12 protein-coding genes and 1 pseudogene are annotated in these 14,137 nt (G+C 65.1%); 4 read left to right on the forward strand and 9 right to left on the reverse strand.

Features of this window, described 5'->3' with window-relative positions; all coding sequences use genetic code 11:
• The 3 genes from ACIGKQ_RS00380 to ACIGKQ_RS00390 all read left to right on the forward strand — a co-directional run bounded on the left by ACIGKQ_RS00380 (position 1) and on the right by ACIGKQ_RS00390 (position 3,603).
• A complete protein-coding gene (locus ACIGKQ_RS00380; RefSeq protein ID WP_235723136.1) occupies positions 1-342 on the forward strand; it encodes a hypothetical protein in 342 nt (113 codons plus the stop codon).
• A gap of 136 nt (positions 343-478) precedes the next feature.
• Positions 479-1,297: an SDR family oxidoreductase gene (locus tag ACIGKQ_RS00385; protein ID WP_235723137.1), complete on the forward strand. Its 819-nt coding sequence runs from the start codon at positions 479-481 to the stop codon at positions 1,295-1,297.
• Between the two features lie 191 nt (positions 1,298-1,488).
• Entirely contained in the window at positions 1,489-3,603 is a 2,115-nt protein-coding gene (locus ACIGKQ_RS00390) for a glucose PTS transporter subunit IIA (RefSeq protein ID WP_396571920.1), read from the forward strand.
• 21 nt (positions 3,604-3,624) lie between these two features.
• On the opposite strand, the gene ACIGKQ_RS00395 is transcribed toward ACIGKQ_RS00390, so the two are convergent.
• Genes ACIGKQ_RS00395 through ACIGKQ_RS00405 form a run of 3 tightly spaced genes read right to left on the reverse strand, consistent with a single transcriptional unit; the run spans position 3,625 to position 6,027 of the window.
• Positions 3,625-4,515, reverse strand: a complete 891-nt coding sequence (locus ACIGKQ_RS00395; protein WP_266061058.1) for a sucrase ferredoxin — start codon at positions 4,513-4,515, stop codon at positions 3,625-3,627.
• Positions 4,508-5,764 (reverse strand): cupin domain-containing protein, encoded by a 1,257-nt coding sequence (locus tag ACIGKQ_RS00400; RefSeq protein WP_266061056.1) that lies wholly within the window; start codon positions 5,762-5,764, stop codon positions 4,508-4,510. Before ACIGKQ_RS00400 ends, ACIGKQ_RS00395 begins: the two co-directional genes overlap by 8 nt.
• Positions 5,765-5,772: 8 nt before the next feature.
• The gene (locus ACIGKQ_RS00405) at positions 5,773-6,027 is read right to left on the reverse strand and encodes a BatC protein (protein ID WP_235723141.1); all 255 of its coding nucleotides are present in this window, start codon (positions 6,025-6,027) and stop codon (positions 5,773-5,775) included.
• A 210-nt stretch (positions 6,028-6,237) separates the two neighbouring features.
• On the opposite strand from ACIGKQ_RS00405, the gene ACIGKQ_RS00410 reads away from it, so the two are divergent.
• Complete coding sequence (locus tag ACIGKQ_RS00410; RefSeq protein WP_396571923.1) at positions 6,238-7,875, forward strand: MFS transporter; 1,638 nt, start codon at positions 6,238-6,240, stop codon at positions 7,873-7,875.
• A gap of 7 nt (positions 7,876-7,882) precedes the next feature.
• Here the strand turns inward: ACIGKQ_RS00410 and ACIGKQ_RS00415 are convergent, their stop codons facing one another.
• The 6 genes and pseudogenes from ACIGKQ_RS00415 to ACIGKQ_RS00440 all read right to left on the reverse strand — a co-directional run bounded on the left by ACIGKQ_RS00415 (position 7,883) and on the right by ACIGKQ_RS00440 (position 14,124).
• The gene (locus tag ACIGKQ_RS00415; protein ID WP_235723143.1) at positions 7,883-8,191 is read right to left on the reverse strand and encodes an SHOCT domain-containing protein; all 309 of its coding nucleotides are present in this window, start codon (positions 8,189-8,191) and stop codon (positions 7,883-7,885) included.
• 44 nt (positions 8,192-8,235) lie between these two features.
• On the reverse strand, positions 8,236-8,673 hold the full coding sequence (locus ACIGKQ_RS00420) for a DUF6325 family protein (protein WP_235723144.1): 438 nt from the start codon (positions 8,671-8,673) through the stop codon (positions 8,236-8,238).
• A 115-nt stretch (positions 8,674-8,788) separates the two neighbouring features.
• Positions 8,789-10,605 (reverse strand): annotated as a pseudogene (locus ACIGKQ_RS00425) (AMP-dependent synthetase/ligase).
• Between the two features lie 160 nt (positions 10,606-10,765).
• Positions 10,766-12,619 (reverse strand): ABC transporter ATP-binding protein/permease, encoded by a 1,854-nt coding sequence (locus ACIGKQ_RS00430; protein ID WP_235723146.1) that lies wholly within the window; start codon positions 12,617-12,619, stop codon positions 10,766-10,768.
• Positions 12,620-12,746: 127 nt separating this feature from the next.
• Positions 12,747-13,223, reverse strand: a complete 477-nt coding sequence (locus ACIGKQ_RS00435; protein WP_266061053.1) for a hypothetical protein — start codon at positions 13,221-13,223, stop codon at positions 12,747-12,749.
• 25 nt (positions 13,224-13,248) lie between these two features.
• On the reverse strand, positions 13,249-14,124 hold the full coding sequence (locus ACIGKQ_RS00440) for an acyl-CoA thioesterase (protein ID WP_396571924.1): 876 nt from the start codon (positions 14,122-14,124) through the stop codon (positions 13,249-13,251).
• Between the last annotated feature and the right edge of the window lie 13 nt (positions 14,125-14,137).

Consider the following 14,137-nt stretch of genomic DNA (forward strand, 5'->3'; position numbering starts at 1 on the left):
ATGAACAACACACGACAGCTCCATACGACCACTCCCACCGCCACCACAGACAGCATGCTGGTCGTGATGGACGGCAGTACCCGGGCGCAGTCGGTGGTGCACGAGATCCTGCGGTCTGGCCGTCGAGTCGTGTTGACCTCCGCCATCTCCCACGACCTCGTTCCGTTCATTGACGCGTCGGTCAGCGGCCGGGTGTGGGCGGTGGTGTCCGACCCGTCCGATCCGGTCCAGATCGAGTCGATCATCGAGCGCGCCGAGGACCGGATCGGTCCGGTGGTGATGATCGTCGATCCGGGTGGTCTGCTCACAGACGTGGCGGCCGCCGATCGTCGCGTGGCCTGACGCGAGTTGTCTGACCGCGAGTCATCTGACCGGCTCACCGGCCCCGTACGAGGACATAGCGGGACCATCGACTCTGGTGCCACACATGCGAGATGACAGACTGTCGAAGGTGATTCGTCGACAGTGAGGAAGCGACATGCCGGACAGCATCGTGGTGGTCATCGGTTCGGGCGGCATGGGTCTGGCCATCGCCCGACGTCAGGCCTGCGGGCGTAAGGTCGTCCTCGCCGACGTCGACGACGCCCGCCTCGAACGGGACGTCGCCGCCCTCGGCGACGAGGGCTTCGATGCGGTCGGACGCACGGTTGATGTCGGATCGGCGGACTCGGTGACAGCGCTGGCGGAGTTCTCGGCGTCACTGGGCAACGTCGACCAGGTGATCCACACGGCTGGGCTCTCCCCGGTGCAGGCACCGGTGGAGGCGATCCTGCGGGTCGACCTGCTGGGCGTGGCGTTGTCGCTCGACGCGTTCGGCGCCGTGGTCGCCCAACGCGGTGCCGGGGTCGTCGTAGCCAGCATGGCGGGCCACATCTATCCCCCACTCGCGGCCGACCACGCCGCCGCGCTCGCCATCACCCCGAGTTCCGAGCTGCTGTCGCTTGACTTCCTGACCGAACTGGCCGGGGACCCGGGAAGCGCCTACGCGATTGCCAAACAAGCCAACCATGTCCGGGTGCGTGCCGCGGCCGGCGTATGGGGTGCGCGTGGCGCCCGCGTCAACAGCATCAGCCCCGGGGTCATCGCGACCGCCATGGGGCAAGCCGAGCTCGGCGGCGACAGCGGTGATGCCATGCGTGCCATGATCGCGATGTCGGGAACCGGCCGACTCGGAACCGCCGCCGACATCGCCGACGCCACCGCTTTCCTGTTGAGTCCGGCGGCCTCCTTCATCACCGGGACAGATCTGTTGGTCGACGGTGGCGCCGTGGCAGCGATCGCCACACCACGCGAGTGAGTCGATTCGCGTCGCAACAGCACTGAACTGCGCCACGGATGGTCACTGTTGGCCATCTCCTTTCCGATCCGCCCTCGCAGGTCCGGTGCCACGGGATAGCATCCAGAACGCCGTCGATGCCGCTCCGGACATGACTGCCGGCGGGCTTCGCGGTCGCCCACACCTGCAGACTGGACAGCTCAAGGAGAGTCATGTCTACCTCGACCAACACGGCATCCGAGATCGTCACGGGCGTCGGCGGCGCCGGCAACATCGAGAGTCTGACGCACTGCGCGACCCGTCTGCGTTTCCAATTGCGCGATGCCTCCGAGGTCGAGCAGGGCACCCTGGAAGCGATCGACGGCGTCATGGGCGCGGTACCCCAGGCAGGCAACCGCTACCAGATCGTCATCGGCGGTGCCGTACAAACGGTCTACAACGAGATCATGGCGCTGCCACAGATGGCCAACGCCGGCGGTGACGCGGCGGCCATCAAGGCGGCCGCACGGGCGAAGGGACCGCGCGGCAAGAACGCGTGGTTGGATTCCCTGTTCGAATACCTGTCGGATTCCTTCCGACCGATCCTGGGCGCTTTGCTCGGCGCCTCTTTGTTCATCACGTTCATGTCGCTGATGAGCACCCTGGACATCATCGGCAACTGGGCCGACCCCCGCACCGACCTGTCCCCGTCGTGGGAGTTCGTGAACCTCTGTTGGCAGTGCGTGTTCGTGTTCCTGCCACTGATGATCGCCTACAACGCGTCGAAGAAGCTGGACGCGGATCCGTGGGTGGGATTCGCCATCATGGCCGTACTCATGCTGCCCGGCTTCACCGCGTTCATGGATCAGGCGACCACCAACACCGTCTTCGGCTTCGAAGTCCAGACCATCGATATCTTCGGCATACCGCTGACGGTCTTCGACTACAGCTCCCAGGTGTTCCCGCCGCTGCTGATGGCAGCCGTTCTGGGCCCGCTGTACAAGTACCTCAAGAAGATCATCCCGGAGAACGTGCAGCTCATCTTCGTGCCGTTCCTCGCCATGCTCATCATGATCCCGTTGACGGCGTTCATCATCGGGCCGATCGGCGTCTACGTCGGTGCGGGTCTGGCCGACGTCCTCAAGTCGATCAACGACTTCTCCCCGTTCATCTTCGCGATCGTGATCCCGCTCGCCTACCCGTTCATGGTCCCGCTGGGTCTGCACTGGCCGATCAACGCGATCATGCTGCTCAACATCCAGACCATCGGCTACGACTTCATCCAGGGACCCATGGGCGCCTGGAACTTCGCGTGCTTCGGGGCCACTGCCGGTGTGCTGCTCATCGCGTGGCGCGAACGCGACATGCAGATGCGGCAGACCGCCACCGGCGCGCTGGCCGCCGGACTCCTGGGCGGCATCTCCGAACCCTCGCTCTACGGTATCCATCTACGCTTCAAACGGATTTATCCGAGAATGTTGGTCGGTTGCTTCGTCGGCGGACTGATCATCGGTATCGGCGGCGGCGTGACCACGAACGCCTTCGTGTTCACATCGCTGCTGACGATTCCCGCTTTCGACAGCATCGTGCTCTACGGCATCGCCGTGGCCGCCGCATTCGCTGTAGCGATGATTCTGGTGGTGTTGTCCGGGTACCGCACTGCCGAACAGCAGGCGCAGTTCGAGGCCGCCCGCGACGCCGGGCTCGAACGTGCCGGCGCGATCCCGATCGACGATTCCGCTGAGGGGGTGGCCGCGGCCGCCGCAGCCGCCGCGGTGCCGAGCGGAAGTACCGCCACCGCCGTCAGCACCGCACCCACCGCGACCGCCGCCGCGGCGACCACAGCGGAGTCGGCCGCCCCGACCGAGCGCCGCGTCGTCACCGAGATCGGCGCTCCGCTCGACGGAACCGTAGTGGCGCTGTCCGATGTACCCGATCCGGTGTTCGCCAAGGGCACCATGGGGGGCGGCGTGGCGATCGAACCGTCCGGCGATACCGTCTACGCTCCCGCAGCGGCGATGGTCGTCGCCGCGCAGCCCACCGGTCACGCCTTCGGCCTGGTACTCGACGGTGGCATCGAACTGCTCATCCATGTCGGCATCGACACCGTGCAACTCAAAGGCGAGGGGTTCGACGTCAAGGTGAAGGCGGGACAGAAGGTCGATGCGGGCACCCCGCTGGTGACCTTCGACCGAGCGGTGATCGAGAGAGCAGGCTACCCGCTGATCACACCCGTGGTGGTGATGAACACCAAGAAGTTCGCGTCCGTCGATCAGATCGCCGAGGGCACCGCCACCGTGGGCACCCCGGTGATCGCAGTCGAGGCCAAGCCCCGGCCGCCGGCCTGAGCCGCCGCCCGACCGGACGGCTCAGCTTGTCACCCGGTTCATCCTCACCATCACGAACTGCCGGACGCGCCCGGCCACCGATGCCGCACACGTCGAGTGCAGCGGATCAGACATGTGCTCTGCCAGGGTCACTCCGATGGGTCCATCCGGCCCCGACAGCACGACCTCGATCTGGTGGTCGCCTCGGCGGACGTCGACCGGACTGAGCGCATCGATGCGGTCGTCGCCGGTTGCGCGACGCACGAAATACTGGGCGGCCTGCACCGCGTGTGGCAACGACGTACGGCCGCGAAGGAACTCGTTGTCGAGCCGACCATGCGTGTAGCGACGCACGATGGCCGACGGTTCGTCAGCGGAATCGACTGCGCCATAGCAGAGCCCATGCGGAAACAGGATCATCGTCGCGGCAAATCGATCCCCACCTAGGTGGGAGCATTCCCACGTCCACTCCGGGTACTCCGCCGCTATTGCCGCGGTGGCGGCGCGCCCCCGCACCGCGCAGCACTGGTCATGTTTGCCGTGCGCGCACACGGCCACGAGCGGATCATCGGACCGTTCGCCGTCCGTCCCATCGAGCGCCAAGTCGAGATACTCCGCCGGTGAGGCGACCTCACCGTGGTGCACCGTTTCTGATCCAGGACGCGCGTCGACGATGAACCACCGCCACCGGGGCACCGATGGGCGCCGACCGGGACGACGAATCGCGACGATCCGCATTCGCTCGGTCTCCACGCGCCGCACGATCGCGCGGCCGAGCCGGGGGTCGACGATCCGCGGGGATTCCAGGAACGCTGACGGACCCCACGCACCGCTCATCTCGAGGAGCACCCACTTGTTCCCGGCCGACGCGGTGCCGAACATCGGATCACCGCGGTCGCGGGCGGAGTCGCTGCACGGGAGACGATCACCCATCGGACTCAGTGCTGTCGTGGGGCGTCGGCTCGATCGGGCACGGCTCGACGGGCACCAGCACGGCCTCACGCAATAGTCTGCGCACCAGCACACATCCGTCGGAACCGTCAAGCCCGGGCAGGTTTCCTGCCATCAAGGGTTGCCCGGACCGGATCGCCACGAGCGCGTCGGCGCATGAGGCCGGAAAGGTGATGCTACGGTCCGGAAGCCGAAGTGTGACAGAGCTGTTGGAATGCCGGAGGGAACCGATCAAACCGGGTCGCCAGCGGAACGCCGTCGTCGTGTCCACTCGTCCGATCGCGTCGAGCGTCGCCAACGGTGCCACCGCCACCGCACGGGTTCGTTCGGCGTGGCGTCGTGACAGACGGGTCGCTGCTGCATCGGCGAGTTCGTCGGTTTCCTCGCGCAGCACGTCGATCACCGAGGTGAGTACCGAGCGGGCGGTGACCGCGGCCTGATCGTGATCGGCCAAATCCAGTGGAATGGCCAGTGATTCGCGAAGCATGTCGTTGTCGCCGAGCGCGTCGACGATGGCTCGGACGACGTCGTGTCGGGTCACTGCGGAGACGCCCACGGTGAGGTGAATCGAGGTCTCCCCCATCGCCTGCGCCGAATGCACCCAACCGCGCGGCAGGTACACCGCATCGCCGGGCTCGAGGACCGTGTCGATCACCGGCTGTTCGCGCGCCCGCGCTTCGATGGCGGGCCGGTGATCGGTCCACGGCTGGGTGTCGAGCGGATCGCGGTGCACCGGATCGTGCACCAACCACCGTTTGCGGCCGGAAACCTGAAGGACGAACACGTCGTGGACGTCGTAGTGCGGGTCGAATCCACGATTGGCGGGTGGGGTGATGTAGGCGTTGGTCTGCACCGGGTGGCCGAGATCGTCGACCATGCCCCGCGCGAAGTCGATCACCGGCGGCCACAACCGGTGCAGTCCCTGCAACACGATCGTGGCACCCTCGGCAAAACGCGACAGCACCTTCGCCGAATCCACCTGATCGCCGATCTCCGCTCCGAAGCCTGCCGGACCGACATAGCAGTCCCGAGCCAGCAACCCGCCGTCCTTGGCCATCCGGATGAAAGGGGCACGCACCCCGCGTGCGGTGAGCAGTTCGTCGACGGTCGCCGGCGAGAGCAGATCACCGAAGTCACGCGGGAGCGTGTCGGCCCGGCTGAGCAACGGGCGCCGGCCCCAATGATCGCGTGCGAAATCCGCGGCACCGATCGAGATACAGCGGCTCAGCATTCCGTCGTTCAGGCGGTGCCGTCGGCGCCGCCGTCATGACCGTCCGGGTTGGAGCCGCCGTCGGCAGGACCCTCACCGGCATTCGCGGTGCCATCGGCCCCACCGTCGTGTCCACCCGGATTGGAGCCACCATCGGCAGGACCCTCACCGGCATTCGCGGTGCCATCGGCCCCACCGTCATGTCCACCCGGATTGGAGCCACCATCGGCGACGCCTTCGCCGCCGGAGTCGGATGTCGTGATGTCATCGTCGTCGAGGGCCATCGATCGTCCTTTCGTCGGCGGAGCCGTGGCTGTCACGACTCCTCTTCCACTATGGGCACTGCCTCGGGCGCGCGGGTCCGGTTCACGAGATCGCCTCCGGGCCGACGCATCGACCTACCGGCGTACCGGGCTCACCCGTTTTGGATGATTCCCCGCGGCCAGCCGCGACAAACATCCGGCGCGCGCGAAACCGGGCGTAGCGTGAACGCGGTGCGAAAGTGGAGCGTTCTCATCATCTTGTGCGCCGCACAGTTCATCATGGTGCTCGACACGACCGTGATGAACGTGTCGGTGTCCAGCGTGGTGGAGGACCTCGACACCACGCTGACGCAGGTTCAGTTGGCAATCACCCTGTACACGCTGGTGATGGGCTCGTTCATGTTGTTCGGCGGACGGCTCGGCGATCTGTTCGGCCGGCGGAGGGTGTTCGCGATCGGGTTGCTGGTCTACGGGACCGGTTCACTCATCACCGCCTTCAGCCCCAACATCGGTGTGCTGCTGTTCGGTTGGTCGTTTGTCGAGGGCGCCGGTGCGGTGCTGGTGATGCCGGCGATCATCTCGTTGACCGCCGCCAACTACGAGGGGCGCGAGCGTGCCACCGCCTACAGTGCCCTCGGCGGGATCGCGGCCGCAGGCGCCGCCGCCGGCCCGCTCATCGGTGGATGGGTGACCGAGACGTTGACCTGGCGGGTCGTTTTCGCCGCCGAGACGGTGGTCTGCATCGTCGTCATCGCATGCGTGAGGGTCATCGCCGACACCAAAGTGTCGGGCTCGCGTCGCCTCGACTGGGGCGGCACGGCGCTGTCGGCACTCGGGCTGGGTCTGATCGTGATCGCCCTGTTGCAGGCCGGTTCGTGGGGCTTCATCCGTCCCTCCGGCGCATTGACCGTCGCGGGGACCGAGATCACGCCGTTCGGTTTCTCGGTGGTGCCGTTCATGATCGCGGCAGGCGTCTTCGTCTTGATCGGGTTCGTCGGTTGGGAGAACCATGTCATCTCGCGCGACGGCACACCGCTGATGCATCCTCGGCTGCTGCGAACACTGCATCTGCGCAACGGATTGGTGATGCTCATCGCCCAGCAGACCATCATCGGCGGCATGTTCTTCGTCATCCCGATCTATTTGCAGTATGTGCTGCTGAAGGACGCGTTCGACACCGGCCTGGAGTTGGCTCCCATGTCGGTGGCGATGCTCATCGCCGCCTTCGCCAGCCCGAAACTCGCTGCGACACAGTCGCCGCGGCGAATGGTCCGGATCGGTTTGGTACTGGTGATAACCGGATCGTTCACCTTGGTGAGCACCATCGAACCGCAACTCCAGGGTGTGCCCTTCGCCATCGGGATGGCGGTATTCGGCGCCGGTTTCGGCTTCATCGCATCGCAGTTGGGCAATGTGATCATGTCGTCGGCGAGTGAACGTGACCGCGGTGAGGCAGGGGGATTGCAAGGGACCGCGCAGAACATCGGAACCTCGGTGGGGGTCGCGATGCTGGGTGCGCTGCTGATCGCCTCCCTCAGTAGCGGCTTCAACCAAATGGCACAAGCCGACCCCGACTTGTCCGAAACGACCAAGAGCCAGATCGCCGACGCATCTACCGACGGTATCGAGATCATCAGCAGAGATCAGCTCGATGATGTCGCGGCGGCGAACGCGATCCCGGAGCAGGAGGTCGCAACGCTCATCGACAGTTATGTCGACGCGCAACTCACCGCGATCAAGGGAGCGATCCTGTTGGTGATCTTCCTCGCTGCGCTCGGCCTGGTGATAGCGCGACGACTGCCGCGGATTCCAGGGGCCGAACTCGGCACCCCGGATACCGACGACAGTCGTCGCGTCTCGAACGGCTGAGGACCCGTCAACTCCCGAGGATCTTGGCCTTCTGGGCAGCGAATTCCTGCTCGGTCAAGATGCCCTGCTGATAAAGCGCACCGAGTTCTTTGAGTTGTTCGATGGTGTCCTGTTGCGGTGCCGCTGCCGGGGCGGGTGCAGGAGCCGGGGCGGGTGCGGGAGCGGGAGCCGGCGCGGGCTGTGTGTAACGCTGCTGGTTCTCGTACTCCTGTTGCGCCCAGCGGTTTGCCTGGCGACGTGAGACACGATTGCTGACCGAGGTTGCGGTACCGGCGATGACCGCGGTGCGTGCGGCCGCGCGGATGAGTCCGGGCATGAGGTTCTCCTTGCTGTGAGTGGTCAGGGGGGACGGCCGAAGCGTCAGGCGTCCGCGGCGTCGGCAGCCTCGACGGCTTCGACGAAGGCATCCATCGGGATGCGACCGGACGCCACCATCTGGGCACCGTTTCGGCGTAGGGCACCGGCAAACGGTGCGGCCCAGGCATTCTCGTAGACCATGATCGCCGCGGCGGTCCCAGGTTGCAGGACCGATGCGGCCTCGGCGATGTCGTCCTCGCCGATCAGATCGCTCGCCGCACCGTCGAGAACCTCGAAATCGACGCCGAGTTGGTCGATCTCGAGGTGCGTCAGGGTCCCGTCCTCACCCTTCTGCACGAACGCGAGATCGATGACGCGGATGATGCCGCGGTCGACCAGTTCGACGAGGTACGGGATGGCTTCTCCGGTCGGCTGCTGCCCACTCCACTCCAGAACTATGTAATCGATGGGTCCGATGTCGGGAACGACTTCTTCGGTCATGACGACTTCCTCGCTGCGTCGCGATTGACAGGGCAGTGTCCGGTCGCGGCATGACGCACCTACCCCGACCGTCCTCCACGATCCTAGTGTCCCGCGCGACGCGCGTGGGTACTTCTCAGCGCAGGTCGATCACGTCGGCGTCGCCGGCATCGTCGTACAGCTTGCCGATCCGCTCGGCGTACTTGGTCGCAATCGGCTTACGACGCAGCTTCATCGTCGGGGTGAGTTCGTCCCCACCCGGGTCCCATGCCGCCGGGACGATCGTGAACCGCTTGACCTGCTCGACCCGAGAGAGTTTGCCATTGCCCTGCCGTACCGCCGCGTGACCTCGTCGATCACCTCAGTCCTGCTCGACAGGGTCGCCATGTCGGCGTCGGGGATGTTGAGCATCTTCGCCCGGGCAGCCGCCGCGTCGGGGTCGAGCACCACCAAAGCCGAGATGTAGGGCCGCCCATCGCCGATCGCCACCACCTGGCCGATGAGTGACGAGGCGGCCTTCATGGCGTTCTCGATGTTGGTCGGCGACATGTTCTTGCCCGACTCGTTGATGATCAATTCTTTCTTGCGATCGACGATGGTCACGTTGCCCTCGTCGTCGATCTTTGCGATGTCGCCGGTCGCAAGCCACCCGTCCGCGTCGATGGTCTCCGCGGTCTTCTCGGGTTGCTTGCGGTAACCCCGCATCACCACGGGCCCTCGGATGAGCAGCTCGCCGTCGTCGGCGATCTTTGCCTCCACCCCGGTGACCGTCTTGCCGACGGTACCGATCCTGAGGTTCTCCGAGGTCGTCATGGTCGAGACACCGGTGGTCTCCGACATCCCCCACACCTCCAGGACGGGGACGCCGAGGCCGAGAAAGAACTCCAGCACCTCTGCGGGGATGGCCGCGGCACCGGAGCCGGCGAAGTGGACCTGGTCCATGCCGATCGCCTCACGCACCTTGTGCAGGACCAGCTTGTCGGCCAGGCCGTGTTGCAGCCCGCCGACCCGCCCCGGGTCGCGGCCTTCGAGGTGGGCACGTGCGGCCGAGGCGCCGGCACCCAGAGCCCATGCCGCCAAGTTCTTTTTCACGGGGCTGGATTCCTCGGACATCTTCGCCTCGATACCGGCGCGGATCTTCTGCCACACACGCGGCACGCCGAAGAAGAACGTGGGACGCACTTCTGGCAGCGCAGCGGCGATCTCGCGCGGATCGGGCACCGTGGTGATCTGGATACCGCGCACCATGTTGGCGGCGTGCGACGATACGCGATCGGCGATGTGCGCGGCGGGGAGATACGAGATCACCCGGTCGTCGAAGCCTGCCTGGACATGCTCGGCGAGTGCCGCGAGTTCGGCGATGATGTTGCGGTGGGTGATCTCGACACCCTTGGGCGGCCCGGTGGTTCCCGACGTGTAGATCAGGGTGGCGAGGTCGTCGGGTTGCACCGCGCGCCACGACGCCTCGAAGTCGAAACCCTCAGGTGCGGTGGCCTGTTCGAGGTCGGCAAGCGACATCGCATCACTGGCCGTGCCGTCGACGACGATCGTCGTGGTGACATTCGTGTTCGCCGCGCGAAGCGCCGGCAGGAACACCTGTTCGGTGACCACGACTGAGTTCTCCGCGTTGCCGAACAGGTACTCGATCTGGTCCGACGCGCTGGTGTTGTAAATGGAGAACGGAATTGCACCCAGGTGCAGGGCGGCCGTGTCGACGAGATGGAATTCGGGGCGGTTGGTCAGCATGATGCCGACGGTGTCGCCGTGGCCAACACCGAGTGTCGCGAGCCCACGGGCGATCGCCTCCACCCGCCGCCCGTACTCCGCCCACGTGATCTCCTGGATTCCGCCGACTGTGCGCAGGGCTACTGCGTCGGGGCGGACGGTGATCGACTGTTGGAACGCCTCGGGCAATGTGGCCACCTGGGCCCCCGTCTCGTGGGGAAAGGTGATCTGTTCTGTCTACGTCATGACCGATGTCCTCGCTCGCCTGGTCAGAGTGGTCGACATCACAGTACCGAGCACTGTGCGGCGCCGACAGACTTCCGTGAGATTAGTAATCAGAAAGTAAAACGACGTCGTCAGACGAACATTCGCGATCGGCCGAGCAGACTCAGGTGGTCACCGGGCGCAGCTCCCACTCGCCACCGCCGGTGAGTTCAAGGACCTCTGTGTGGTGCTGATCGGTGGTACTGCGATGACTCACCGACACCAGGATCGTCTCCGGCAGTTCCGCCCGGATCAGCGAGTACAGCGAGTACTCGAGCCCCTCGTCGACCGCCGAGGTCGCCTCGTCCATGAACACCACCTCCGGACGGGTCAGCAAGATGCGCGCGAATGCCACCCGCTGCTGCTCCCCCGGTGACAGCACCTTCGACCAGTCCTCTTCCTCGTCGAGGCGGTCGACGAGATGCGGAAGGAAGACCCGCTGCAAGGCGGAGCGGATCGCGTCGTCGCCGACGTCGTCGGGCGCGGCCGGGTAGGCGACCGCGGTGCGTAGGTCGCCGAGCGGGATGTACGGGATCTGGGACAGGAACAGGGTGCGTCGTCCGAGCGGACGATCGACCTCGCCGTCGACGAACGGCCACATCTCGGCAATGCCGCGCAGCAGCGTCGTCTTTCCCGAACCGGAACTGCCCTTGACCACCAGTGCGTCTCCAGGTGTCATCGACAGCGACAACGACCTCACCAACGGACGGTCATCAGGTGTGGTGATGTCCACGTTCTGCAGCGCAAGACGCCGCTCTTGGCTCTCCTCCGTCGGTATCCGCCTCAGCTCGCGTGACTTGTTGTTCGCGTCGTGCAGACCGTCGAGACGGATCAGCGACGCTCGCAGTTCGGTGAACTCGTCATAGGACTCGCGGAAGAACGAAAGCGAGTCATGCATGTTGCCGAAGGCTGTCGACGACTGCATCACCGCTCCGAGGGTGATCTCGCCGGCGATGAACCGAGGAGCCTGAACTATCAGCGGGAAGACGACAGCGGTCTGATTGACCGTGAGGTTCCACCCGTTGAACTTCAACGTCCGGAAGACAATTCGCCAGAAGTTCCGAATGACCTCAGCAAAGCGAGAGAGCAGGCCCGCACGCTCCACCCCCTCCCCGCGATAGAACGCCACGTTCTCGGCGCCATCGCGAATGCGGACCAACGCGTAGCGGAAATTGGCGGTGAGACGTTCGTTCAAGAAGTTCAGTCGAATCAACGGTCGGCCGATATAGAACGCGATCACTGTGGTCACCAAGACGTAGCTGAGGACGATCCACATCATCGCGCGCGGGAACGTGACACCGAGGATCGTCAACGGTCCCGAAAGGTCCCATAAGATCTTGGTGAACGACACGATCGAAACGACGGCGGAGACGGCACCAAACGCGAGGCCTCGCGAATACGTGACGAAGTTGGTGATGTCTGCTTCGATACGCTGATCCGGGTTGTCGATGTTGGCCTCGCCGACGAAACGGTTGCGGTAGTAGGCCTGTCCGTCGAGCCAATCGGCCGTCATCCGGTCGGTCATCCACGTTCGCCATCGAATATCAAAGGCCTGACCGGCATAAAAGTCGACGAGAGAACGAATGACGTGGAGGGTGGCCAACAAGCCAAAGATCCCGATCGCACGCCAGAACGCGGACGCGGCGGAGTCGCGCGCAGCGAGATCGCCCTGGACGAGTCCCTCGGCGATACCCTGCATTGCGGTGTACATGTCGTTGTACTGGTAGGAAATCAGAACGTTGAGGCGCACGCTGAGCAGGGTCAACAACAGCAGCCCGGCAAGGATGGTCCACGTGAGCCACTTGCCTGGGCCGGTGAAAAAGCCCCGAGACAGACGCCAGAATTGACGGCCCCACTTCGTGTATCGCGCAAGCGCGGCGCAGATGGCGATTCCGGCGGCAGCCGAGATCGCGAACGCGATGGCCAGCCAGATCGTCGAGGCAAGCCACTCGTGGCTCCAGTCGATGCTCTCGTCCACGCATCCCCTCCATGCACACGTCAGCGCAAGCCGACGACCGACAGATCGCCGAAGTCTAACCCGGGTGAACGCCACGCACCGGACAACGGCACATGGGACAAGGGCACATGGGACAAGGGCACACGCGTCACGACACGGGGCGCAGAACTGCCCCTTCGCTGAGTGCGGACTCAGAAACGGTCTCCTGGAACGAATCTCCGATGCGTACAACGTAGCCACCCCGCGCGGCGGGCACATCGTCTGCGGTGAACGGCATCTCGCAGCGCCCGTCCTCGGTTCGCGGGGCGCCGAGTCGGGTGGACGCGAGTTCTTCGCCGGTCTCGTCATAGATCCGCACCGGCGATCGCGGTGCCATCTCGGTGGCACCGGTCGCGCACAGCACCACGCCGCGCGCTTCGAAGGAGGCCGCGGCGACCGAACCCACCATCAACGCGATGACGGCGACCGCTGCCAGCACCAATCCTGCGAGCGCACTGACCAGAATGATCGGCGAGCGTGTGCGGCGCTGCCAGGTGCGCTGCGGAAGCATCGGTCCGGGCTGCAGCCAGTATTCCGGCTGTGTATGCGGCCACCCATCCGAACGGGGCGGCGGGGCTGAGGTCATGGCGACCAGTGTGCCATCCGGGGGTTCAGCTTTTCGGTGGGAAGTATTTGATCAGCGCTTCTTGCACCACCGAGGTAGCCAGAGTGCCGTCGCGCATCCAGAAGCGTCCCGATCCCATGCCGCGCGAGCCCGATGCCACCGGAGAACGGGTGGCATAGAGCAGCCAATCATCGAAACGGAACTCGCGGTGAAACCACATCGAATGGTTCACCGTGGCGGCGAAAAGACGGTCGATCCCCCACGACAACCCGTGCGTGGTGATGATCGAGTCGAGGACGGTGGTATCCGAGGCATAACACATGGCGGCCACATGCATGATCGGATCGTCGGGCATCTCACCGTCAGTCTTCATCCAGACCCGATTGTCCTTGAGCTTCTCCCCTGCGTCGCGCACCTTCCAGGTCGGGTCGTTCGCGAAGCGGATATCGATCGGGTGCATAGCGTTCACGAAGGTCGCGATCCGATCCTCGTAACCCTTGAAATGCTCACCCAACGGTGGCAATTCCTCCGGGTAGGGCACCTGCGGGATCTCCACCGCGTGCTCGAGCCCGGCCGCATTGTCCTGAAAGGCCACCAGCATCGTGAACACCTCGGCACCGTCCTGCATGGCGGTGACCTGACGGTTTGCGAAGGCTTTCCCATCGCGGAACCGCGCGACGTGGTATTCGAGCGGCTTGTTCACGTCACCACCGCGGATGAAATGCGCGTGCAACGCGTGGATCGGCGGGTTGCCCCGGGTGAGGGTGCGCGATGCCGCGACCACACCCTGCCCAAGGAGCTGTCCTCCGAACGTGCGGGCCGTCTTCTGCTCGGGGTGCTGCCCGATGAAGATGTCGTCGTCGCGCTGTTCGACGTCGAGCAGGGCGAGCAGTTTACCGACGTCCTCGGATTGTGCGGTCATGAGAGCACACCCT

Origin of the sequence: Gordonia sp. NPDC062954, assembly GCF_044543825.1 — a bacterium.
GTDB classification, from domain to species: domain Bacteria; phylum Actinomycetota; class Actinomycetes; order Mycobacteriales; family Mycobacteriaceae; genus Gordonia; species Gordonia tangerina.